This is a genomic window from Variovorax sp. 10N420, from assembly GCF_056394705.1.
Window position 1 is genome coordinate 1 of record NZ_JBFTIJ010000025.1, and the last position, 21,723, is coordinate 21,723.

At 61.8% G+C, this 21,723-nt stretch carries 21 protein-coding genes; 9 read left to right on the forward strand and 12 right to left on the reverse strand.

The genetic code is table 11. From position 1 onward, the window contains the following. The coding region (locus AC1DEK_RS29520; protein ID WP_478128879.1) for an NAD(P)(+) transhydrogenase (Re/Si-specific) subunit beta at positions 1-789 on the forward strand (789 nt) is incomplete at its 5' end. Between the two features lie 61 nt (positions 790-850). On the opposite strand, the gene AC1DEK_RS29525 is transcribed toward AC1DEK_RS29520, so the two are convergent. From AC1DEK_RS29525 to AC1DEK_RS29550, 6 genes are all read right to left on the reverse strand, one after another. Next, entirely contained in the window at positions 851-1,846 is a 996-nt protein-coding gene (locus AC1DEK_RS29525) for a Bug family tripartite tricarboxylate transporter substrate binding protein (RefSeq protein WP_478128880.1), read from the reverse strand. A gap of 79 nt (positions 1,847-1,925) precedes the next feature. Further along, a complete protein-coding gene (locus tag AC1DEK_RS29530) occupies positions 1,926-3,152 on the reverse strand; it encodes an acyl-CoA dehydrogenase family protein (RefSeq protein WP_478128881.1) in 1,227 nt (408 codons plus the stop codon). A gap of 1 nt (position 3,153) precedes the next feature. Next, positions 3,154-4,773, reverse strand: coding sequence for an AMP-binding protein (locus AC1DEK_RS29535; RefSeq protein WP_478128882.1), 1,620 nt, complete (start codon positions 4,771-4,773; stop codon positions 3,154-3,156). A 107-nt stretch (positions 4,774-4,880) separates the two neighbouring features. Beyond that, positions 4,881-5,912, reverse strand: coding sequence for a LysR family transcriptional regulator (locus AC1DEK_RS29540; protein ID WP_478128883.1), 1,032 nt, complete (start codon positions 5,910-5,912; stop codon positions 4,881-4,883). A gap of 486 nt (positions 5,913-6,398) precedes the next feature. Further along, the gene (locus AC1DEK_RS29545) at positions 6,399-6,791 is read right to left on the reverse strand and encodes an ester cyclase (RefSeq protein WP_478128884.1); all 393 of its coding nucleotides are present in this window, start codon (positions 6,789-6,791) and stop codon (positions 6,399-6,401) included. A gap of 145 nt (positions 6,792-6,936) precedes the next feature. Next, complete coding sequence (locus AC1DEK_RS29550) at positions 6,937-8,331, reverse strand: MFS transporter (protein ID WP_478128885.1); 1,395 nt, start codon at positions 8,329-8,331, stop codon at positions 6,937-6,939. A gap of 428 nt (positions 8,332-8,759) precedes the next feature. On the opposite strand from AC1DEK_RS29550, the gene AC1DEK_RS29555 reads away from it, so the two are divergent. Genes AC1DEK_RS29555 through AC1DEK_RS29570 form a run of 4 tightly spaced genes read left to right on the forward strand, consistent with a single transcriptional unit; the run spans position 8,760 to position 12,012 of the window. Beyond that, complete coding sequence (locus AC1DEK_RS29555; RefSeq protein ID WP_478128886.1) at positions 8,760-9,737, forward strand: amidohydrolase family protein; 978 nt, start codon at positions 8,760-8,762, stop codon at positions 9,735-9,737. A gap of 31 nt (positions 9,738-9,768) precedes the next feature. Continuing rightward, positions 9,769-10,638 (forward strand): intradiol ring-cleavage dioxygenase, encoded by an 870-nt coding sequence (locus AC1DEK_RS29560; protein ID WP_478128887.1) that lies wholly within the window; start codon positions 9,769-9,771, stop codon positions 10,636-10,638. A 4-nt stretch (positions 10,639-10,642) separates the two neighbouring features. Continuing rightward, positions 10,643-10,954 (forward strand): Dabb family protein, encoded by a 312-nt coding sequence (locus tag AC1DEK_RS29565; protein WP_478128888.1) that lies wholly within the window; start codon positions 10,643-10,645, stop codon positions 10,952-10,954. A gap of 2 nt (positions 10,955-10,956) precedes the next feature. Continuing rightward, positions 10,957-12,012, forward strand: a complete 1,056-nt coding sequence (locus AC1DEK_RS29570; RefSeq protein ID WP_478128908.1) for a maleylacetate reductase — start codon at positions 10,957-10,959, stop codon at positions 12,010-12,012. A gap of 34 nt (positions 12,013-12,046) precedes the next feature. Here AC1DEK_RS29570 and AC1DEK_RS29575 read toward each other — a convergent pair whose 3' ends face one another. Both AC1DEK_RS29575 and AC1DEK_RS29580 read right to left on the reverse strand, forming a co-directional pair. Beyond that, positions 12,047-13,006: a LysR family transcriptional regulator gene (locus AC1DEK_RS29575; RefSeq protein ID WP_478128889.1), complete on the reverse strand. Its 960-nt coding sequence runs from the start codon at positions 13,004-13,006 to the stop codon at positions 12,047-12,049. A 115-nt stretch (positions 13,007-13,121) separates the two neighbouring features. After that, positions 13,122-13,505 carry a MarR family winged helix-turn-helix transcriptional regulator gene (locus AC1DEK_RS29580; protein ID WP_478128890.1) on the reverse strand — a complete coding sequence of 128 codons (384 nt, stop codon included), beginning with the start codon at positions 13,503-13,505 and terminating at the stop codon, positions 13,122-13,124. A gap of 279 nt (positions 13,506-13,784) precedes the next feature. Here AC1DEK_RS29580 and AC1DEK_RS29585 point away from each other — a divergent pair, with 279 nt between their 5' ends. Genes AC1DEK_RS29585 through AC1DEK_RS29595 form a run of 3 tightly spaced genes read left to right on the forward strand, consistent with a single transcriptional unit; the run spans position 13,785 to position 16,408 of the window. Next, positions 13,785-15,059, forward strand: coding sequence for an acyl-CoA dehydrogenase family protein (locus AC1DEK_RS29585; protein ID WP_478128891.1), 1,275 nt, complete (start codon positions 13,785-13,787; stop codon positions 15,057-15,059). A 15-nt stretch (positions 15,060-15,074) separates the two neighbouring features. Beyond that, positions 15,075-15,620 (forward strand): flavin reductase family protein, encoded by a 546-nt coding sequence (locus tag AC1DEK_RS29590; protein WP_478128892.1) that lies wholly within the window; start codon positions 15,075-15,077, stop codon positions 15,618-15,620. A 38-nt stretch (positions 15,621-15,658) separates the two neighbouring features. Continuing rightward, positions 15,659-16,408, forward strand: a complete 750-nt coding sequence (locus tag AC1DEK_RS29595) for a hypothetical protein (RefSeq protein WP_478128909.1) — start codon at positions 15,659-15,661, stop codon at positions 16,406-16,408. A 206-nt stretch (positions 16,409-16,614) separates the two neighbouring features. Here the strand turns inward: AC1DEK_RS29595 and AC1DEK_RS29600 are convergent, their stop codons facing one another. Together AC1DEK_RS29600 and AC1DEK_RS29605 are read right to left on the reverse strand one after the other, a co-directional pair. Then, positions 16,615-17,751, reverse strand: a complete 1,137-nt coding sequence (locus tag AC1DEK_RS29600; RefSeq protein WP_478128893.1) for an ABC transporter substrate-binding protein — start codon at positions 17,749-17,751, stop codon at positions 16,615-16,617. A gap of 15 nt (positions 17,752-17,766) precedes the next feature. Beyond that, positions 17,767-18,846, reverse strand: coding sequence for an aromatic ring-hydroxylating dioxygenase subunit alpha (locus AC1DEK_RS29605; protein ID WP_478128894.1), 1,080 nt, complete (start codon positions 18,844-18,846; stop codon positions 17,767-17,769). A gap of 111 nt (positions 18,847-18,957) precedes the next feature. Between AC1DEK_RS29605 and AC1DEK_RS29610 the strand changes: the two genes are divergently transcribed. Next, positions 18,958-19,968: a LysR family transcriptional regulator gene (locus AC1DEK_RS29610; protein ID WP_478128895.1), complete on the forward strand. Its 1,011-nt coding sequence runs from the start codon at positions 18,958-18,960 to the stop codon at positions 19,966-19,968. Positions 19,969-20,030: 62 nt separating this feature from the next. Here the strand turns inward: AC1DEK_RS29610 and AC1DEK_RS29615 are convergent, their stop codons facing one another. Next, positions 20,031-20,462: a DUF1330 domain-containing protein gene (locus AC1DEK_RS29615; RefSeq protein WP_478128896.1), complete on the reverse strand. Its 432-nt coding sequence runs from the start codon at positions 20,460-20,462 to the stop codon at positions 20,031-20,033. A 52-nt stretch (positions 20,463-20,514) separates the two neighbouring features. Further along, positions 20,515-21,711 carry an acyl-CoA dehydrogenase family protein gene (locus AC1DEK_RS29620; protein ID WP_478128897.1) on the reverse strand — a complete coding sequence of 399 codons (1,197 nt, stop codon included), beginning with the start codon at positions 21,709-21,711 and terminating at the stop codon, positions 20,515-20,517. Between the last annotated feature and the right edge of the window lie 12 nt (positions 21,712-21,723).

A 21,723-nucleotide genomic window follows, 5' to 3' on the forward strand; every position in this document is an offset into this window, starting at 1 on the left:
GTGCTCATCATCATCCCGATCGGCGGGGCGGACATGCCGGTGGTGGTCTCGATGCTCAACAGCTACTCGGGCTGGGCGGCCGCGGGCATCGGCTTCAGCCTGAACAACGCGATGCTGATCGTCGCGGGCAGCCTGGTGGGCAGCTCCGGCGCGATCCTGAGCTACATCATGTGCAAGGCGATGAACCGCTCGTTCTTCAACGTGATCCTGGGCGGCTTCGGCGGCGAGGCGGCTGCGGCCGGCGCGGGCGGTGCGAAGGAGCAGCGCCCGGTCAAGAGCGGCAGTGCGGACGATGCGGCCTTCGTGCTCTCCAATGCCGAGACGGTGATCATCGTGCCGGGCTATGGTCTTGCGGTGGCACGTGCCCAGCACGCGGTCAAGGAACTCGCGCAGAAGCTCACCGAGCACGGTGTGACGGTCAAGTACGCGATCCACCCGGTCGCAGGCCGCATGCCCGGCCACATGAATGTGCTGCTGGCCGAGGCCGAAGTGCCCTATGACCAGGTCTTCGAGATGGAAGACATCAACGGAGAGTTCGGCCAGGCCGACGTGGCGATCATCCTGGGCGCCAACGACGTGGTGAACCCGGCAGCGCTGCAAAAGGGCACATCCATCTACGGCATGCCGATCCTGGAGGCCTACAAGGCCAAGACGGTGATCGTGAACAAGCGCAGCATGGCCGCGGGCTATGCGGGCCTGGACAACGAGTTGTTCTACATGGACAAGACCATGATGGTGTTCGGCGACGCCAAGAAGGTGGTCGAGGACATGGCCAAGGCGATCGAATAAACAAACATGCCACGCCTGTGAGAGACGACGGATGCCAAGCGCTCGATCGCTGGCTTGCTGCCTACATCGGCTCTATCCCCACCTTCTTCATCATGGCCTCGGTGAAACTCATTTCGTGTTTGAAACCCTGGATGTAACCGGCCGAATCCTGGATGTCGACGAGGCCGCCTTGCTGCTGAAGCGCGGCAATCACCTTGGGCTGGGCCAGCGCCTGCTGAAAGGCCGCCCGGATTTTGTCCACCACCGCATCAGGTGTGCCTGCCGGCACGGAGATTCCGCCCCACGATGTCAACTCGGCGCCCTTGATGCCCGCCTCGGCCAACGTGGGCACGTCGGGCAGCGTGGGGTTGCGTTTGGAACCCGCCACGGCCAACGCACGAAGCTGGCCGGCCTTGACGAGTGGATAAGCGACGCTGAAGATGGGCGCCCCAAAGGTCACCTGGTCGCCAATCACGGCATTGACCAGTTCCGATGCCCCCTTGTAAGGCACATGCGTCGCTTGCGCACCGGCGGACGTGAGCATCATCTCCACGCCCAGGTGTGACGGCGTTCCCACGCCGCCCGATGCGTAGTTCATTTGCCCCTTGTTGGCCTTCGCCTGGGCCACCAGCTCGTGCATGGTGCGGATGTTCGACCGGCTACTCACCACAACCACGATGTCGGAGCTGGTCAGTCGCATGATGTGGCGGAAGTCCTTCAACGCGTCGTAGCCAGGGCTCTTGTACATGAGCATATTCGCCGCCATCGGCGCTGCGGAATAGATCCACGTGTACCCGTCGGCTGGTGCCTTGGCAACCACGCGTGCTCCGATGTTGCCCGCCGCGCCCGCGCGGTTGTCGATGACGACCGGCTGACCGAGGATGGGCGACACGGCCTCCGCCAGGATGCGCGTGGTGATGTCAGGACCTGTGCCGGCCAGATAGGGCACCACCCACTTGATGGCGTGGTTGGGGTAGGGGTCCTGCTGCGCCAGGACGGCGTATGGCGTTGCAAAAGGAAGCAGTGCGGCAGCCACGGTGCCGCGGCGCAGCAATGTTCGCCGGGTGATGTCTCTCATGTCTCTCGTCTCCATCAGTCTTTTGTAGGGGAAAGGGAAAAGCCGTGCGGGCCTCAGTGGCGCCCGCACCGGCGCGCTTTTAGCGCGCCGGCAACTCGCCGAGCAGTTCCTTGGCGATGGTGTTCTTTTGGATCTCGCTGGTGCCGGTCAGCACGCGGTACATGCGCAGCATCCGAAAGAGAAACTCCACGCGGCGGCCTTGCACGATGCCTTCGCCGCCATGCACCTGCACCGCCTTGTCAGCCACCCGGAAGGCGGTCTCCGAGCAAAACAGCTTCGCCATCGACGCCTCTGCGCGAGCCTCGGCGCCCAGGTCGATCTGGCGCGCGGTGTTGATCATCAGCGCGCGGGCCGCGGCCAACTCGGTGGCGGCCTCGGCCAGCATGTGCTGGATGGCCTGGAACTGGCCGATTGCACGGCCGAACTGCTTGCGCTGCATAGCGTAGTCGCGGGCGTCGCGAAGCGCCACGGTGGCCAGGCCCACCATCGCAGGGCAGTGCAGGAGCCGGTTGACCGTGATGCGCCCCAGGGCCAGCGCCAGGCCGCGGCCCGGCTCGCCGATCAGGTTTGCGGCTGGCACGCGAGCGGCTTCGAACACGATGTCGCCAGTGCTGCTCTGTCCGGCCATGGTCTTGTAGCCAGCCTCCACCCGCACGCCGGGCGCGTTCAAGTCCACGAAGAACGCGGAGACCTCCCGTTCGCGTGACGGGTCCGCGGCGGTGGAAGCCATCAACACTGCATAGTCGGCGAAGGGCGAGCCCGAAATGAAGCGCTTGCGGCCGGTGATGACGAAGTGGTCGCCATCCCGCACAGCGTGCGTCTGGACCGCGCCAGCGTCGGAGCCCGCCTCCGCCTCAGTCAATGCGAAGCAGATCGCCTTCTCGGCCTGTGCCACCGGGATGATGAAGTCGCGCATCTGCTCGGGCGTGGCTTGGCGTGCCAGTGCGCCCACGCGCGGCGGGCCACTCAGCTCGCCAAACACGTGCGGCGCAAAGGGCGAGCCCGTGGCATAGATGGCTTCCTTGATCAGTACGTGGTCCAGCACGGACAGGCCCAGGCCACCCATCTTGGAGGGCAGCGTCATGCCATAGAAGCCCAGCTCGCGCGAGCGCCGCCACACGTGCTGCAGCAGCTCGCGCGGCGCGCCGTGCTCCTGGTCGACCTTGTGTTCGCGTGCCAGGTCGGCCAACTCGCCATGCAGGTACTGCTGCACGCGCTCGATGATCTCGGCGGCGCGCTCGGAGCCTTCAAAAGGGCCCGCGAAGAAAGGTGCGGGCACCTTCACGTTGGGAGTCGTTGTGTCCATCTCAGTTCACCATTCGTTCTTGTCCGGCCCAGTAGGGCGCCTGAACTGCCTTGCGCATCACCTTGCCGTTCGGGTTCTTGGGCAGCTGGGCGACGAATTCGATGTGACGCGGGCGTTTGAAGCCAGCCAGGCGCTCCCCGCAGAAGGCATCGAGCAGGCGAGCGTCCGCCGGCCGGCCGGGCTTGAGCACTACATGCGCCGCCACCGCCTCGCCCCACTTGTCGTCGGGAATGGCGAACACGCAGGCTTCCTTGATCGCCTCGTGCTGGTAGAGCACCGCCTCGACCTCCGAGGGATACACATTGAAGCCCCCGCTGATGACCATGTCCTTCTTGCGATCGACGATGTAGACGAAGCCTTCCTCGTCCATCCGCGCCAGGTCGCCGGTGTGATAGCGGCCGTTCTTGAGCACCTCGGCGGTGAGTTCGGGCGCGCGCCAGTAGCCGGCAAAGACGTCTTCGCCGCCCACCACGATCTCGCCGATTTCGCCGGTGGCCACAGGCAGGGCGTTGTCGTCGAGGATCTGCACGTCGCATTCCAGCAAGGGCCTGCCGCACGACGCCAGGCGTTCGGGTCGCGCAGCGCGGGCGTACAGGTGATCGGCGACGCTGAGCGCGCACACGCCCGAGGTCGTCTCGCCCGCGCCATAGCCTTGCGACAGCACCGGCCCGAACACGTCCATCGCCCGCAAGATGCGCGCGGGCGCCATCGGTGCAGCGCCATAGCCCAGGCGTACCAGATCCGGCAACGGACGGTATTGCCCTTCCAACTCGCCCAGCAGCATGTTGATCATCGTCGGCACCATGAAGGTGTGCGTGACGCGGTCGGCGCGCATATCCGCAATGAAGCGACCGGGCTCGAAGCTGTCGAACAAGCGGATCGTCACGCCGCTGCACAACGCCGGCACCAGTTGCATGCCCGATGCGTGGGTGATCGGGCCCACCAGTCCGAGCACCGAACCTTCGTTCATGCCCTCGGAGCGCAGCAGGAACTTGCGCAATTGCGCCAGCCGGTTGCCGAAGGTCTGCATCGCCGCCTTGAGCACGCCGGATGAACCTGATGTGTAGTGAAGCACCGCGACCTCGTCGGCCGTGACCGCCACCGGCTCGAAGGCGTCGCTTGCGCGGGCCAGCGCGTGTTCGTACGAACTGGATTCGCCGCTGGCGGCAGGCTGTTCATCCACCAGCAGCAGGTGTGGCATCGCGCCGCGGATGTGCGACCCGAAGGACTCGACCCGCGCGGCCGTGGTGACGATGACGGCCGCATCGCTGTTGGCCGCGATCTCGCCCACTTCGGACGGAGAAAGCCGTGCGTTGAAGGGTGCCTTGATGAGCCCGGCCTTGTAGCAGGCCAGTTCCACTTCCACGATCTCGGGCCGGTTGGGCAGGTAGATGCCCACGCGGTCGCCGCGCTTCAAGCCCATGCCAAGGAGCGCATTGGCCAGACGGTTGGAGCGGCGCTCGAGCTCGGCATAGCTGAGGCTGCGCGTGGCGGTCTTGATGGCGACGCGGCTCGCGTAGGCGCGAGCGCTTCGCGATACCAGTGCACCGACGTTGGCAACGGGCCGTTGCGCCGCGGCGGAAAAGGAAATCGGGGTAGTGATGGGTGTCTCCTGGAACATGCCCGCTGGCGCGGTGCCTTGGGGCTTGATTCGACTGTTCCAGAAGGCCGGGTATCAGGGAAATACCGTTTGTTGATCTACAGGGATCAACGGAATTGATGGGCTGGTCAGCTTCGGGCCAGCCATTCGGCCTCCCACGTGCCCGATTCGATCATCTGCTTTATGTGTTCGACGAGGGTGTCTCTGACGACCTGCGTTGCCGCGTCCATTGGCTTGCCCGCCGGCATGGCCAGCGAATAGGTGCGCTGCAGGTCGGGCTTTGCGACGCGTGCAACGACCCAGTTCGGGCGCGGTGGCGGCTGGTCGTTCAGCGCGCAGGCCGGGGTGAATGTGAAGCCAGCGCCGTTCAAGTAGAGGGAGCGAATCACACGGGTGGAGTCTTGTTCGTGCGCGATGTTCAGCGACAGGCCCAGACCGGCCGCTGCATCCTCCACCCCTCGACGGATGGCGAAGCGACGTGATTGCAGTACCAGAGGTTGGGCGACCGCGTCGGAAAAATCGATCTCGGGGCGTTGGCTGCTGTCGCTGCTGCTCGCCGGTTTCTTTTTTTGGCGGGCCGGCTTTGCTGCTTTCGCCGTATTCGCAGAGCCGGGTTTGTGCAGCATGCGACGCACGCTGCCGTCCTCATCGTGACCGCAGAAGTACATGGCTTCGCGCACCAGCAGTCTGCACTGCAAGCCTTCCACCTGCGGCGAATCAACCAGCACGCCCAGGTCCGCGCGCCGGTCCAGCATGGCCTTCTTCACGCCGAGACTCAGGTCGTCCAAGACAAAGACGCGGATGCGCGGGTGCGAGATCTTCAGCGCGCCAAGCACAGGCCCCATGAGCAGCGACGCCAGCAGAAAAGGCAGCGCCACAGTGACCGAGCCTTCCGGCCCCTGCGGAAGGCGCTGGATTCGCTCGCGCACCGCGTCGGCATCACTCAGCAGACGGCGCGCATCTTCATAGAGCTGCACGCCGGCCTGTGTGGGCGTGACGCCCGCGTGCGAGCGATCGAAAAGCTGCGCGCCCAACTCCGCCTCGAGCTTTTTGATCTGCGCCGTCAGAGCGGGCTGAGCGATGTAGAGGCTGCCCGCAGCGCGCGAAAGGCTGCCGGCTTCAAGAACGGTGATGAAATAGCGGAGAGTGCGCAGGTCCACGGGCGCGGATATGAAATGCTGGTGAATGAAGCATTCTTGCTCAGTTCTTGAGCTACGGACGTTTGCCCGTTTGCACATAGTCACTTCTCTACAGCGATGCTTCCTGAGCACCAGGCTTGCACGTCGTCTTTGGCTACCTCTGCCGTGTCCACGGACCGCGATTGGCCAGATCGTTGATCAGGTGACTAGGGCGCGTATGGCCGTGGCAGGAAAAGGCTGGTTGTTGTCGTTCATGCGCGAAGGGCGAATAACAGGGAAGGGCCCCTGAGGAGACATCGAGCCCGCGCGATTGAGCGCCGAATAGCGGACGTTCGTTCGGAGCAGCAGTCAGGCTGCGGTATCCGAACGGCGGACACGCACGCACTTTGTGGCGTCCAAAGACGTGCCTTTGAGGCGCGGAATGTGCGCATCTTGTCTGCCATGTATTCATGGCAGTCGAGGTGTGCGCCCCTAGCGAGCCATTAGGAAGGGGCAGCTCATGAATCTTCAGGGTGTCGGCAATGCACCAATCTGCTGTAGAAGCCCGAGCATGTCGGGCTGGCCACGTTCCCCCGAAATTTGCCCGTTGGACCACCGATAGAAGTTCATCGCCTGCACTTGGATCCGCTTCTCAGTCGCTGGAATTCCTAAGAAGGTGCCCCGATGCGTGCCGCGCATCGTGAAGCGCGCAGCGACCTTGTCGCCTTCCGCGATCATCTCTTCAAGGGTCCACTGCACGTCCGGGAAGCCTCCGCGCATCATCGCGACAATGAACAAGTACCCCGCAGGACCCAGCAATGACGTGGTCTGCGTCGGCACATGAAAAACCGCATCCTTGGCGATGAGTTCCTTCGCGAGGCGCTCATCGGCCGTGTTGATGAACTCGGTGAATCTGTGCATCAATTGTTTAATAGCCTCGGGGTTCATCTTGCTCTTTCAAGTTGTCGAATTTGGATCGTCCGGTCCAAGCGCCGTCCCACCGCAACGGCGCAGCAGCGACTGTGCTTGTGAGATGCCATGCTGCTCGCCGAAGGGCCCCGGGCTGCTACGCATGCCGGCTCATCCCGTTTTCGACGCGCACTACCGCAACCGTCGCGCTGGGATCCACACCAGAGCTCACGTCAGCCCGCCGCTCCGAAGCCGATCGATCGTGATTGATCAAGAGAACCGCGATCATTCCAATGACGGCCGGGATGGCGATGGCGATGAAGTTCTGCTGCAGCGGCAGGTTCATGCCCACCAATACGCCAATCAAAATTGGCGCCAGGATCGCCCCGCTGCGGCCAACGCCCAACGCCCAACCAAGGCCCGTGGAGCGTACGGCCATCGGATAGAACTGTCCCGTGTAAGCGTTGGCTACGATCTGGGTTCCAATTGTTGACGCGCCAGCTAGTCCGATGAGAAGGAAGAGCACAGGAGTCGGCATCTTGTAGCCGAGCAGAGCCAAGGAGATAGCCGCCAACGCATACATGCCGGCAAGCACGAACTTGATGTGGAACCGATCAGCGAGCCAGCCGCCGACGATCGCCCCCAGCATGGCGCCCACATTCAGCACCAGCACAAACGTTAGTGCCGAACCGAGGCTATAGCCTGCGCTGGCCATCAGCTTCGTCAGCCAAGAGCTCAGCGCGAAGACCATGAAAAGGCACATGAAAAAGGCGACCCAGAACATGACCGTGCTGAAGCCACGGCCGTCGTAGAAGAGATGCTTAATCGGCGCACTGTCGGCCCTGTCCTTCGCTGGAACCACGAACTGATCAGTGGGCAATGGCTTGTAACTCGGATCAAGCCTCCCGACGATGTTCTTCAACTCCTCAGTTCGACCCTTGGCGAGCAAGAATGGCATCGATTCCGGCACGGACTTCAGGATGAGCGGAATCAGCAGTATCGGTATGCCGGCCGCAAAGAATACCGATTGCCAACCATACGATTCGATAAGACCTTTGCCGAGCAGGGATGCCACGATTCCTCCGACTGCGTAACCGCTGAACATCAGTGTGACGAGGGTCGCGCGAATCTTCTTCGGGGAGTATTCGGTCATCTGCGCCACAACATTCGGCATCACACCGCCGATACCCAGTCCCGCGAAGAAGCGGAAGGTGCCAAACGTCACCGGATCGTTAGCCAGTCCGGCTGCGGCAGTGAACACACTGAAGAGGCCCACACAGATCGAGATGGCCCAGCGGCGGCCGATTTTGTCGGCGATGGTGCCGAGGAAGATTGCCCCAAACATCATGCCGAACAGCGCAGAACTGACCATGAAACCAGCGTTGGTCGCGTCTACACCCATCTTTGACATGATGGAGGGCAGTGCGATGCCCACGACAGACAAGTCGTATCCGTCGAACACGATGATCAACGCACACCAACAAAGCACAAGGCCGTGAAAGCGGTTGAACCTGGCATCGTCGGCCAGTTGATGAAGGTCGATTTGGCGCATGAATCTTGTCTCCGATGGGATGCCTAGGAACGATTCGGCAGAGCGTGCGCGTCGGCGGGAGCCGCAGGCTGTGCCTCGCGTGAATGTGCAGTTTGCGAGGCTTCCGATGATCGGCACCATGCGTTGTCGGGTCCAACGGATTTTCTTGATGTCCCGTATGCAATCTGGAAATGATGGGGTGGGTCTACCCAAGGGAACGGCGAGTCAGGCGATCTTGGCGCTGTCGTGGGGCGGGCGCGTCGAAACGACGCCGTTTGAGCCGTTCGGTCATTCGACCTTTCCTCCATGCGATTCCCAAATGCTCGCTATCACGGAAATTCGTTCGACCAAGGGCACTGAGCCTCATACATTGACCAGCAAGGCAAGCGCCGCTGTGGAACTGCCATCAATCAATCGGCCTCGGCTATGGCCGAACATAGGAGATACGCATGCAAGGAAAAATCGGCCTCGAGGAGCACTTCGCAATCCAAGAGACGTTGCAGGATTCAGCTGGGTTCGTGCCGGGTGACTACTGGACCGAACTCAGCAGTCGTCTTCTCGACATCCATGACAAGCGCCTGCATCAGATGGACGAGAACGGCATGGAAATGATGATCCTCTCGCTGAACGCGCCCGCGGTCCAGGCGGTACCTGATCCGAAGAAGGCTTACGAGCTTTCTGTCCGGGCAAACGACTTTCTCGCGGAGCAAGTTGCAAAGAGACCCGACCGTTTCCAGGCTTTTGCAGCCCTCCCCATGCAGGACCCCGAGAAGGCAGCACAGGAGCTCGAGCGATGCATGAGGGACCTCGGCTTTCGCGGAGCCTTGGTCAATGGCTTCTCGCAAGTCGGGTCGCCAGACAATGTCGTCTACTACGATGCGCCGCAATATGAATCGTTCTGGGACGTAGCCGAACGTCTCGATGCGCCGTTCTATCTGCATCCGCGCAATCCCTTGCAAAGTTGGGCGCAGATCTACGATGGCCACCCGTGGCTGCTCGGACCCACTTGGGCGTTTGCTCAGGAAACCGCAGTGCACGCTCTGCGCCTCATGGCAAGTGGGCTTTTCGACCGCCATCCTGCCCTCAAGATCATTCTTGGGCACTTGGGCGAGGGGCTGCCGTACAACATGTGGCGAGTGGATCATCGCAATGCCTGGGTGAAGGCACCCAAGGGATACCCCGCGAAGCGCAAGCTTTGCGAATACTTCCAGGAGAACTTCTACCTCACGACCTCGGGCAACTTCCGCACCCAGACGCTGATCGATGCGATGCTGGAAATCGGTTCGGACCGCATCCTGTTCTCGACCGATTGGCCCTTCGAGAACGTTGATCACGCCTCGAACTGGTTCAACGACGCGAGCATCAGTGAGGCGGACCGCACGAAGATCGGCCGGACGAACGCGATGTCGTTGTTCAAGCTCAAGTAGCACAGGCTCGCCCGCCGAGCATGGAGATCAAATGATTGACATTGACGAATGGACCATCACCGGTGCCGTGCTGAAGGCGCAAGCGGGAGCATCCCATTCCCGCCTCAAGACGGTGATGGACAGCCTTGTGCGACACCTTCATGACTTCGCACGGGAGATTCAACTCACCGAAGAGGAATGGTCCGCAGGGATCGACTTTCTTACCCGCGTTGGGAAGATCACCGATGACAAGCGACAAGAGTTCATCCTCCTGTCCGATGTTCTGGGCCTTTCTACACTGGTCACAGCTCAGTGCAACCGAAGGCCCAGCGGATGCACGGAAGCGACCGTGTTCGGGCCCTTCTTCGTGCACGATGCGCCGACCTACAACAACGGCGATGACATCTCCAACGGCGCAACCGGCGAACCTTGTTTTGTCAGCGGGATCGTCCGCGGAATCCACGGCGAGCCGATCGCCAATGCAGAGATGGATGTGTGGCAATCGGACGATGAAGGTTCGTACGATGTACAGCGCCCCGGGCTCGACCACGCCCAAGGCAGGGGTCGGCTGACCACTCGCGACGATGGGCGCTATCACTTCAAATCGATCGTAGCCGTTCCTTACCCTATCCCTCACGACGGGCCGGTGGGGCAGATGCTGGAGACCGTCGGGCGCCACCCTTGGCGGCCGGCGCACCTGCACTTCATGATCCAGGCGCCCGGATACCAGACGCTGATCACGCACGTATTCCGCTCAGGCGGGACCTATCTGGATTCGGATGCTGTCTTCGGCGTGCGCTCTTCTCTCATCGCGGATTGGAAGCGCCATGAGCCGGGCACGGCGCCAGACGGAACGCAGGCAGATGTGCCTTTCTATACCCTCGAATACGACTTCGTCTTGAACAATGCGCGGGAGGACTAAGGCCATGGAGGTCAAACACATTGTCATGTGGCGCGTCGCCGGCGCGACGGCCGCCGAGCGAAGCAGGAATTCCATCGTAGTGCGCGACGCATTCATTGGACTTCTGGGGAAGATCCCAGGCCTTCGCGAGCTTGAGGTCGGCATTGACACGAGCCACGTCGACTATGCCTGCGACGTGGGGCTGTGTACCGTTTTCCAGGACGCGCAGAGCCTTAGCGCCTATGCGACACATCCTGAGCACCTCCGCGTCAAGCGCGAACTTGGCGACATACGCGTCTCCCGGCACCAGGTCGACTATCTGCTCATCCCGGCCTAATGATGGAAAACTTTGTCTACACCGCGAACGCATCGCGAATCGTCTTTGGACCTGACAGCATTGATCAACTCCCCGCGGAGCTTGAGCGCCTCGGTGCCAAGCGCGTACTGGTGATGTGCACGCCGAACCAGCGCGATCAGGCTCAAGCGATTGCAGAGCGGCTCCCGGGCCGTGTCGCATCGATCTTCGACGAAGCTGTCATGCACGTGCCAATCGAGACCGCGCGCAAGGCCCGCGCACTCGCTGTCGAACTTGACGCAGACTGCGCATTGGCGATCGGAGGTGGCTCTACTGTCGGACTCGGAAAAGCGATCGCCCTCGAAGCCGGTCTCCCCATCATTGCGGTGCCGACCACATACGCGGGCAGCGAGGTCACGCCAATTTATGGAATCACCGAGAACGGCCTCAAGAAGACCGGGCGAAACCCCCGCGTGCTTCCTCGGGTCGTGGTCTACGACCCCATGCTCACGCTGTCGCTGCCCCTGGAACTCACCGTCACCAGCGCGATCAACGCAATCGCCCACGCAGCTGAGGGGCTGTACGCTCATGATGGCAATCCCGTGATCGCGCTGATGGCTGAAGAGGGAATACGCGCCTGCGCCGCGGCGCTGAAACCACTGCAACAGAATCCTCGCGATGTCTCAGCGCGCAGCTCCGCGCTCTACGGCGCCTGGCTTTGCGGCACTGTACTCGGTGCCGTGTCGATGGGCCTGCACCACAAGTTGTGTCATACGCTAGGCGGGACGTTCGACTTACCGCATGCGGAAGTGCACACAGTGGTGCTACCGCACGCACTCCGCTACAACGCGAAGGCGGCGCCTGCGGCCATGGCCCGCATCGCCAAGGCGCTCATGGTCGCGGATGCACCCTCGGGCATGTTTGAACTTGCGAGATCGCACGGAGCTCCCGTCTCATTGAGATCCATTGGCATGGTCTCCAGCGGACTCGACCAAGCTGCCGACCTCGCAGTATCAAACCAATACCCCAATCCACGGCCTCTAGAGAGAGCCGCGTTGCGAGAGTTGCTGGGTCGTGCGTTTGAAGGCGAAACACCCTGACCGATCAGCAGCATGATGACGCGTTAGTCGAAGATTAGGCGCACTCAACCTGAGGGCGCAGCACGTCGCCGAGACGCGATTTGACGTGAAAGAGGCCAAATATCAATTCACGCAACCAGCGGTTGCCGCTGTCTTGGTGGAAACGCTCGTGCCACTGCTGGTGAATCTCGAATGGCACCACTTCGAAGGGCGCAGGGATGCTGCGCAGGTCCGAACGAGACTCCACCATCGCCTTCGCGAGCCGGGCCGGCGCCGTCATGAGAAGTCCGGAGGCGGCGACGATCGACGCCAAGCCAAGTGAGTGCGCGGCTGTGAGGACTACTTGTCGGCGGTCCAGCGCCCCTGCCTTGCCGAGGGTTTGCTGGAGCTGGAAATCGGTTGTCCCCTGGGGTCGGTAGGCGACATGCTCGGCGGCGAGATAGTCCTCGATGTCGATGCGCTTTCTGGTGGCCAAAGGAGAGGACTTGGACATCAGCACAACGAACGTCTCATCGAATAGCCGTTGCTGATAGAACGATGGCCCCATCATCTCCCAACTTCCGAGCGCGATGTCGATCTGCCCATGGAGCATCCGCTGTCGGGCTTCGGGCATCGACACATCCACCGTTTCGAAGCGAACTCCCGGTGCGATAGAGCGAGCGACAGAGAGCAACTCGGGCATCATGACCAACTGTCCAATGTCATTGACCGCGATCCGAAACAAGCGGGTCGATGTTGCCGCTTCGAATGTTCTTCCCTGATCGACCGCATGCACGAGGCAGGCAAGGCCTTCCTCTATGGGGGTGATGAGGCGCTCGGCAACTGGCGTTGGGACCATCCCCTCGGGCGAGCGCACAAACAGCACGTCGTTGAAGCGTTCGCGCATGCGCTTGAGAGCATTGCTCACGGCGGATTGCGTCATGCCAAGGCGATCACCTGCGAGCGTCACGCTGCGCGTGTTGTAGATCGCCTGAAAGACAAGGAAGAGGTTCAGGTCGATCGCGATGATGTTCACTTTGCCGTCTCCGAAACTTTTTATTTGAAGACGCTCGGCGCTCAAGTCGAACACCGGGCAATTTCGTCAGGTCACCCCGTCGGGCACTGATGTCCTGTGCGGAAAGCGCGTTTCCTCACTCGGTATCCAAAACCGCTAGGTTGTCGTAGACCATGGCGAGCATGTCTCGAAGCGCCTCTGCCTGCACGGCGCTCAACCCAGACAACGACACGCGCTCGTACAGCTGCGCGAGCGGGATGATTCGGAGCGTGAGCTCTCGTCCCGCCTCCGTCAAACCGAGAGCGATTGCACGAGCGTCCTCGTTCGATCGCTCGCGCACGAGAATGCCCCGCTGCAAGAGACCGTCCACCACTCTTGAGAGCGTGGAAGCGTCCGTTGATGTATGCAGTGCCAGATCCGACAGGCGCTGGTGCTCCTTGTGATGCAGAGCAACGCAAACCCGCCACTCGGTCAGCGATAGCTTGAACTGCTTGAGCTCCTTGCTGAACGACTGCCCCATTCGTGTTCCTGCGCGCGCAAGCAAGTAAGGGATCGCACGCTCCAGATCGTGATCTTCCTTTTTTCCTGCAGACGCATTCAACTCCGAAGCCGACCGACCGTTGGGTCGAAGCTGCTGGATGGGCACCACTGAACCTGATTTTCGTTTCACAAAGGCCAATTTAACAAGCAAATGATGCCGGAAGCATAGAGTAAACCCTAGGCTCTTTTTAATTGCGTTGGCAAATATTATGGACTTTAATTGAGGCCTCACCCAACCCGTAGCACCTTGGAGACCTCCATGACCGAATCCGCCGCCCGCTTTGCTCCCTTCGCACAACTGAACCGCGTTGACCTCCCTGCGCCCGGCCGAAGGTCGCCCGTGGCTGACGCCCCTCCGATCGGGCAATTAGTTGCATCCGCAAGTGAACTCGTCCCGGTGCTGCGCGCCCGGGCGCCGCGAACAGAACAAGATCGCCGGGTGTCAGACGAGACCACCCGGGCCTTTCATGACGCGGGCTTCTTCAAGCTGATGCAACCTGCCCGATACGGCGGCTATGAGTACGGTTTCACTGCATTCATCGATGTGGTTAGCGAACTTGCACGCGGCTGCACCTCATCGTCTTGGGGCTGTTCTTTGGGCGCCATCCACCAGTGGCTGGTCGGCACGTTTCCCGAGCAAGCTCAGGAAGACGTGTGGGGCAAAGACCCCAGCGCCATCGTCTGCGGTTCATACGCGCCGGCAACCATGGCCGAGAAAGTCGACGGAGGCTACCTTGTGCACGGCAAGTGGCTTTTTGCATCCAACGTGGACAACTCTCAATGGGCTCTCCTCGGCGTCCAGTTTCCGCCCGAAGAGAAAGGTGCGGCACCCACCGCTGGGTTTCTGCTCGCTCCCCGATCCGATTGGTCTATCGAAGACAACTGGTATGTAGCGGGCCAAGCGGGAACGGGCTCGAAGGCCGTCGTGATCGAGAAGCCCACTTTCATCCCGGCACACCGCAAACTGACGTTCGCGGAAGCTTCGTCCAACTGCCCTCCGGGCACCAAGGTCAACGCAAATCCGATCTATCGCATCCCTTTCCTCTCCGCGGTGCCGGTGTGCCTGGTGTCTCCTATCCTCGGAACTGCTCAAGGTGCGGTCGACGAGATGATTGAATTGGCTGGCAGCCGGGTCACCCGCGGCGCCGTATCTGGAGGTGGCAATCGCCTGAGCGAGTTCTTTCCTGTCCAGTCTCGCTTGGCCGAAGCATCCGCAAGCGTCGATGCGGCGCGGTTGCTGCTGTACCGGGACACCGCACAAGTCGAGCAAATGGCTCTCGACGGCAACACGATCAGTGTCGAACAAAGAATTCGAAACCGTCGAGACCACGCTTTCGCAGCACGTCTGTCACGCGATGCCGTTGAGGCCGTGTTCGCCAGCGTCGGGGGTGCGGGCTTGTCCCTGAATCAGCCCATTCAACGTATGTGGCGCGATGCGAACGCTATCTCTCGCCATATCAGTCTCAACTGGGACGCAGTTTCTTCGATGGTGGGGCAATACCTGCTCGGCCTGGAGCCCAAGGGACAGTACTGATCGCGGAGGCCAACCATGTACTCCTGGGCACTCATCACTGGCGACGAGGCCGACACGGTCGACGCTCGCCAACTCCGCCAGGCGCTGGGCGCATTCCCCACGGGCGTGTGCCTCGTCACGACCACAACGCCCGACGGCAAGCGCGAGGGGATGACAATCAACTCCTTCTCCTCGGTGTCGCTCGACCCACCTTTGATCTTGTGGAGCATTCGGGACGACACTCGCAGCGCCGACGCGTTCTTAGCAGCAAGGCCTTTCAACCTCAGCGTGTTGAGTTCCGAGCAGCGCGACCTCGCTTGGCATTTCGCGAAGCCTGCGCCAGACAAGTTCGAGCGCTTCGCTGACGAGTTCGAAATCGGATCCAACGGATGTGCAAAGCTGCTGCACAGCGTTGCAACATTCGAATGCTCCACGTATTCGCGCCATCAGGAAGGAGATCACACGATCATCCTCGGGCGGGTGGATGGCTTTTCGCGGACGGACATACCACCTTTGCTTTTTCATTCAGGGCAGATGGGGTCGCTGTGGGAGCTCGCCGATACGCTGGCCCGGCCACAATAGCTCAGCAGCGGTAGGAGAAAAATCCTCCTCTGTTGAGCATGGTCGACGCGACCGGCACCACGCAGGCTGCATGCTATGCGTCGACCTCACCCGCGGAGATAAGTTGTGTTGAACCGGGCAGCACCACGACGGCTGCTGCGCCTATGGTGCCTGGCATGAAGGCGACGGCGCTGAGGCCGGATCATCGTCGCGAGATTCTGGAGCCAGAAAAGAAGGGATACGCGCAAATGGAAGTCATATCCGATATTCCTGTCGAATCAGAGTCACCCATCGCTCTCACGATCGGCAAATTCGACGGCGTACATCTCGGCCACCGAGCAGTCGTCGAGAGATTGAAGCAGAACGCAGCAGCGCGGCAATTGCCCGCCTGCGCCCTGACGTTCGATCCGCATCCCATCGAGTACTTCCTTGGAGCGCGCGCGCCAGTCAGACTAACGTCGCTACGCGACAAGATCCGACTGCTCGAAGAAACACAGGCACTCGACAGGCTTTACGTCTTCCCCTTTACTGAAGCCATCGCGGGTATGTCACCTAAATCGTTCGTAGCTAACGTTCTTGTCGGACAGCTAGCGGTTCGGTCTCTGTTGGTCGGGAAGGATTTCCATTTCGGCGCTGAGCGAGGCGGTGACATAACTACTTTAAGGACGCTGGGCTGCGAAGTGGGCCTTGAGGTGGCCACGTTGGAGGACTTTTTCCTCGACGGGGTCCGCGTATCAAGTACCGCCATACGCGCTGCCGTCGCTGAGGGGGACGTCAGTCGTGTGCGACGCTTCCTTGGGCGGGGGTAAATGCCGGCGTAGAACACCGGCTCAATCGCTCCCGCATCGAAGTTAATTTAGCTCGCTCCAGAGCGGACGTCGGCGAACGGTAGGTCATGGTCGCCTACGGTAGTACGCGCGCATCGGCGCAAGGACCGCAAACGCTCCAAACGCGAATTCTGGGTAGAGCTCTTGCAACTTCTACCTGCTTGCCCTGGCAACGGCGCTACAGAGCATCAATCGATGCCACGCCAGGCGCCTCCTTGGGCGCTCAGGACGAACCGCGCGCGACTGTCGTACCCATAGTGGTCTTTCGCGCTGTAGCGCAGCACGCCTTGCGGCACAACGACTTCACCCATGCCTTCAAGTGCTTCCTTGAGCGCCAGGCGGAACTCCAGAGTGCCCGGCTTTGCCTTGTTCAGCGCCAGAGGAATCGCCTTGTCCAGGAGCAGCTTGGCACCCCAGACGTTGGCCGCAAACTGGTTGTAGCTTCCGGCACCGAATTTCAACTCGTAGAGCTTGATGAAGTCGAGCGCCACCTTCTTCGACGGATGAATGTCGGGCAACTGGTCGGCCGCCACCGCGGGCCCCGACAAGCCCAGCGTGCCTTCGACATCCTTGCCGCCCATTCGCAGCAGGTCGGGCGCAACGGCGCTGTAGGTCTGGTAGACCTTGCCCTTGTAGCCGCGATCAACCAGGGCCTTCTGAGGCATCACTGCGCCGCTGCCTGACGCGACCACGAGCACCGCGTCGGGGTTGTGGGCCAGCACCTTCAACGCCTGCGAGGTTGCGCTTGAGTCCGTGCGTGAGAAGCGCTCGGCGGCTACCAGTTTGATGCCCTCCTTGTCTGCGAAACGGGTCATTTCGCGCAGCCAGCTTTCGCCGTACGAATCGGAGTAACCCAGGAAGGCGAAGGACTTGACGCCAGACTTTTTCATCTGCGCAACGGTGCCCTCAGCCATCAAGGCGATGCCCTGTGGGAGGCGAAAGGTGAAGGCATCCGCGCCTTCGGGAAGTTCGATGGGCGCCGCAGCCAGTTGCACAGTCTGCGATGCCAACGCCACTTGGGCAATCGCCAGTGCAGGCGGGCTCGCGGTGGAACCGACGATCACGTCGGCCTTCTCGTCCGCGACGAGACGTTGCGCGTTCTTGGCACCCCCGGTCGAGTCAGTGGCATCGTCCAGAACGACTATGCGTACTTTCTCGCCGCCGATCTGATCGGGGAACAACTGCATCGTGTTGCGTGGCGCGATGCCAAGCGCGGCGGCAGGGCCGGTGATTGAAAAGCTGGCGCCAATGACGATCTCGGCCTGGGCTGGCAACGCAGCCCATGCAGCCGCTGCGAACGCGGCAATGCGCAAATTCACTCTCATGGTTGCCTCTTCCTGTTATGGGTTGGACGCAAGCGCAGACCCGCGAATCGTCACTGGCATTGCTGCCGCGGATGCGCCTTGTTCCTGCTCTGCACCGCACATTTCCTGTATCAGACGACGGAACTGCGCCAGTGCCTTGTCGGCCGCGATGGGGTGCATTTGTCCGCCGGGTGTCGCAGCCAGCATGTCGCTTTGCGCCTGGATGATCTGGCGGTCCTCCTCGAACGCGGTGCACAGGCTTTGATAGATCGACTCTGTGATGGTGGCGTCGTCCAGGCGGAACTTGTGGGCTTGCATGAAGAAGTAGTGGGTGCTGCCGGCGGTCTCCGGCGTCAGGGCCTGACAACTGTGGAATTGGAGGGCTCCCGTCATGTCGTCGTGCGGCGTGTCCGCAGGCTTGACGTGAGCGTGCATCAGCAACACACCGGGCACCAGGAAGTCGTATGCAAAGCGCCTGTTCACCTTCCCCGTGAATCCGCCGAGGCGTGCGTGATACGGGGCGGGCACGGTGTCGCGCACATCACGCGTGACGTGCAGGCCACGATCGAGGCGTGTGACCTCGGGGCGCGATTGGGCAATGTTGGGCGACCCGCCAAGTGTCTTCTCATGCACATACGAGAGATGCGAAAAGTCCAGCAGGTTGTCGCAGATCAGCAGGTAGTCGGTGTCGTAATGCAAGTAGCCGGGCTTGTAACGCCATTCAGGGTGCTTCAGTGAGAAGGCGTCAGGAATGAGCGCAGGATCAGCGCGCTGTGGATCACCCATCCAGATCCAGATCCACCGGCCCCGCTCTTGCACCGGATAGCTGCGAACGCACAGTCGCGGCGGGATGTTCTCTTGCCCTGGGACTTCGGCGCACCGACCGTCGGCGCCGAACTTGAGGCCGTGGTACATGCAGCGGATCGCGTCACCTTCGCGCCGCCCCATTGACAGGGGCGCCCCGCGATGCGCACAGCGGTTGTCCATTGCCACCGCCACGCCATCGGCTCGGCGGTACACCAGCACGGGCTGGTCGAGGATCGTGCGCGCCAACAGAGTGTCGGCAAGCACTTCGTGGTCCCAGGCGGCCACGTACCAACAGTTCTTCACAAACATCGTGTGTCTCCGTCCCGGCGGATCGAGCCGCCTGTCTTCAGGTTCAGGGCAGGGCCACTCTAGGTATTGGCCCTCTATCGTGCAATACGCTGAACCGGAGAATCACTATCTGTGAAATCGATAGACAAGACTTTTGCGACCGCATTCGACCTGAACTTGCTCCGGGTACTGGTCACGCTGGACAGCACCCGGAGCGTGACCTACGCGGCTGACGCGCTGGACATGAGCCAGTCAGGCTTCAGCAGTGCGCTGGCCAGGTTGAGGCAACTTTGCGACGACCCGCTTTTCGTGCGCACTGCCGACGGCATGACACCGACGCCGCGCGCAGAACGCATGATTGCTACCGCACGATCTGTCCTGGAGCAGGTGGCAGAGGGCGTGCTCGGGCAACCTGGCTTCGATCCGGCCACCACCCGCACCGAGTTTCGTCTTGCCATGGCAGACGTCGCCGAAATCGTGTTCCTCCCAAGATTGCTGCGTCGCCTGCAGGAGCACGCACCTGGCGCCCGCGTGGCTTGCTCGACGCTCGCTCACGGGCCTTTGCAGGCTGCCATGACCGCGGGAGAAGTCGATCTGGCGCTCGGGTACTTTCCGGACCTCGGCTCGCAGTCGTTTTTTCAGCAGCGCTTGTATGTCCACACCTATGCCTGCATGGTGCGCAAGGGCCATCCCTTGGAGGGCAGCCGGTTGACTGAGAAGGCGTTCCTGAAGTTCGGCCACGCGGTTGTGGCTTCGCCCGCGCGAAGCAACGATCTCTTTGAGAAGTTCCTCGAGCAACGCGGTTTGAAGCGTCACATCGTGTTGAGCACTCCGCACCACATGAGTCTGCCAGCCATCATCGAAGAGACTGATCTGCTGGCAACGGTGCCATTGGCCACGGGCGCACGGTTTGCGCAGCTAGGCACCGTGCAGTTGCTTGGCCTGCCGTTCGATCCCCCGACGTTCTCGGTGCAACAGCACTGGCACCGGTTGGTGCATCACGATGCCCGTAGCCAATGGCTCCGAAGTCAGTGCTCTGCGCTCTTCAACGACGCATCCGACGAATGGCGTGAGGTTGAGGCAGCGCTTTACGGAACGGACCTTCGCGGTGCGACAAAGCGGCTCTCCGGCAGTGCTTCGTAGTGAGCTCGACGTGGACGTGCTGACAACTGTTGAAAGTGCGGTTACAGAGTTGCGCAAGCGTCTCATGCGCTTGGAATCCTCGCACTGCGCATGGCAATGAGACGAGCGTCGCTCAAGGCGGCAGTCCGATGATGGAGGACCGCCTTGTATTCCGGCGACTTGATCATGGCGGAGAAAGCATCGCGCGACGGGTACTCCACCAACAGCACCTCGTCCCAGGCTTCGCCCGCGGGGGCCACCAGGGCATGAAGCGCGCCGCCTTGCCAGACCACGCGCGCGCCCACCCTCGCCAGTAGCGGCGCCACGCCCGCGCTGTAGGCTGCATAGGCGGCGCGGCCGGAGCGCGGCGGCGCACCGGGGGCGTCAGCGGCCTGCTCGCGAAAGGCCAGCAGGTTCAGCATGGTCACTGGCGAGTCGGGCGGCACACGATCGAAGAGGCCTTTGAAGCTTTCACGGGTCGGATCGATGGCGATGCGTTCTTCGGGTTGCGTCATCCTGCGTCTCCTTGACGAGTTTCAATGTAGTGGCCTTCAGACTGGCACGCGCCTATAGCCCCAACTCCTGCTTCGCGATGATGTTGCGCTGGATCTCGTTGCTGCCGCCGTAGATCGACATCGCGCGACGCCAGAAGTAGTTGGGCGCCGCGCCGCGCACGCTGGCCTCGATGCCTTCGAGGTTCCCCTCGCCGCGCATCTGGGCCGGGTCGAGCACCTGCCCGTTCGGCCCCGACGCCTCGAAGATCAGCTCGGTGATTCGCTGTCCGATCTCGGTGCCGCGAATCTTCAATGCCGAGGCCAGTCCAGCGCCAGGGGAGCTGCCGCTTCCCATGCTCGACAGCGCCCGCAGTGTCGTGATTTCGAGCGCCTTCAGCTGCGACTCGACGGCCGACACCTTGGCGCGGAACACAGGGTCCTGGATCAGCGGACGGCCGCGGTGGCGCACGCCGGATGCGATGCGATGCAGGCGACGCATGGCGAAGGTGGAAAAGCCGATGTTCGAATTCTCGACGCGCTCATGTTCGAGCAGGAACTTCGCGTAGGTCCAGCCGCTGCCTTCCTCGCCGACCAGATTGCCCTTGGGCACCTTCACGTCAGTGAGGAACACGGCGTTGAAGGAACGCGTCCCTTCGAGCATCGGGATCGGCTGCACGACGATGCCGGGCGACTTCATGTCGATCAGCACGAAAGAGATGCCTCGCTGCGCCTTGGCCTCGCGGCTGGTGCGAACCAGGCAGAACATCCAGTCGGCGTAGTGGGCGTAGGAGGTCCAGATCTTCTGGCCATTGACGAGGTAGTGGTCGCCACGGTCTTCGGCCCGCGTGGCGAGCGACGCGAGGTCCGAGCCCGATGCGGGCTCCGAATAGCCCTGGCACCACCAGGTCGTCGATGCCCGAATGCCCGGCAGATGCTGCGCCTTCTGCGCCTCGTTGCCGAAATTGAAGATCACCGGCCCCACCATGCGCGGCCCGAAGGGCTGGATCGTCGGGCAGTTCAGCTCGGCGCTGATGGTCTCGAAGATGTAGCGCTGCGTGGCGTTCCAGCCCGGCCCGCCTTGAGAGATCGGCCATGTGTAGGCGTGCCATCCGCGCCGCCCCAGAATCTGCTGCCATCGCATGAAGTCCTCGCGATGCAAGTGCAGGTCGTGCTCCACGCGCCGCGAGATGTCACGCGGCAGGTTCTCGGTGATGAAGCTGCGCACCTCGTCGGCAAACGCTTGCTCTTCCTTCGAAAAGGCCAGTTCCATGGATGACTCTCC

Bases quoted from the DNA above. Each gene is read 5' to 3' on its own strand.
- AC1DEK_RS29525 (WP_478128880.1), bottom strand. From the start codon at position 1,846: ATGAGAGACATCACCCGGCGAACATTGCTGCGCCGCGGCACCGTGGCT.
- AC1DEK_RS29530 (WP_478128881.1), bottom strand. From the start codon at position 3,152: ATGGACACAACGACTCCCAACGTGAAGGTGCCCGCACCTTTCTTCGCG.
- AC1DEK_RS29535 (WP_478128882.1), bottom strand. From the start codon at position 4,773: ATGTTCCAGGAGACACCCATCACTACCCCGATTTCCTTTTCCGCCGCG.
- AC1DEK_RS29545 (WP_478128884.1), bottom strand. From the start codon at position 6,791: ATGCACAGATTCACCGAGTTCATCAACACGGCCGATGAGCGCCTCGCG.
- AC1DEK_RS29550 (WP_478128885.1), bottom strand. From the start codon at position 8,331: ATGCGCCAAATCGACCTTCATCAACTGGCCGACGATGCCAGGTTCAAC.
- AC1DEK_RS29555 (WP_478128886.1), top strand. From the start codon at position 8,760: ATGCAAGGAAAAATCGGCCTCGAGGAGCACTTCGCAATCCAAGAGACG.
- AC1DEK_RS29560 (WP_478128887.1), top strand. From the start codon at position 9,769: ATGATTGACATTGACGAATGGACCATCACCGGTGCCGTGCTGAAGGCG.
- AC1DEK_RS29565 (WP_478128888.1), top strand. From the start codon at position 10,643: ATGGAGGTCAAACACATTGTCATGTGGCGCGTCGCCGGCGCGACGGCC.
- AC1DEK_RS29570 (WP_478128908.1), top strand. From the start codon at position 10,957: ATGGAAAACTTTGTCTACACCGCGAACGCATCGCGAATCGTCTTTGGA.
- AC1DEK_RS29580 (WP_478128890.1), bottom strand. From the start codon at position 13,505: ATGGGGCAGTCGTTCAGCAAGGAGCTCAAGCAGTTCAAGCTATCGCTG.
- AC1DEK_RS29585 (WP_478128891.1), top strand. From the start codon at position 13,785: ATGACCGAATCCGCCGCCCGCTTTGCTCCCTTCGCACAACTGAACCGC.
- AC1DEK_RS29590 (WP_478128892.1), top strand. From the start codon at position 15,075: ATGTACTCCTGGGCACTCATCACTGGCGACGAGGCCGACACGGTCGAC.
- AC1DEK_RS29595 (WP_478128909.1), top strand. From the start codon at position 15,659: ATGGTCGACGCGACCGGCACCACGCAGGCTGCATGCTATGCGTCGACC.
- AC1DEK_RS29600 (WP_478128893.1), bottom strand. From the start codon at position 17,751: ATGAGAGTGAATTTGCGCATTGCCGCGTTCGCAGCGGCTGCATGGGCT.
- AC1DEK_RS29605 (WP_478128894.1), bottom strand. From the start codon at position 18,846: ATGTTTGTGAAGAACTGTTGGTACGTGGCCGCCTGGGACCACGAAGTG.
- AC1DEK_RS29615 (WP_478128896.1), bottom strand. From the start codon at position 20,462: ATGACGCAACCCGAAGAACGCATCGCCATCGATCCGACCCGTGAAAGC.
- AC1DEK_RS29620 (WP_478128897.1), bottom strand. From the start codon at position 21,711: ATGGAACTGGCCTTTTCGAAGGAAGAGCAAGCGTTTGCCGACGAGGTG.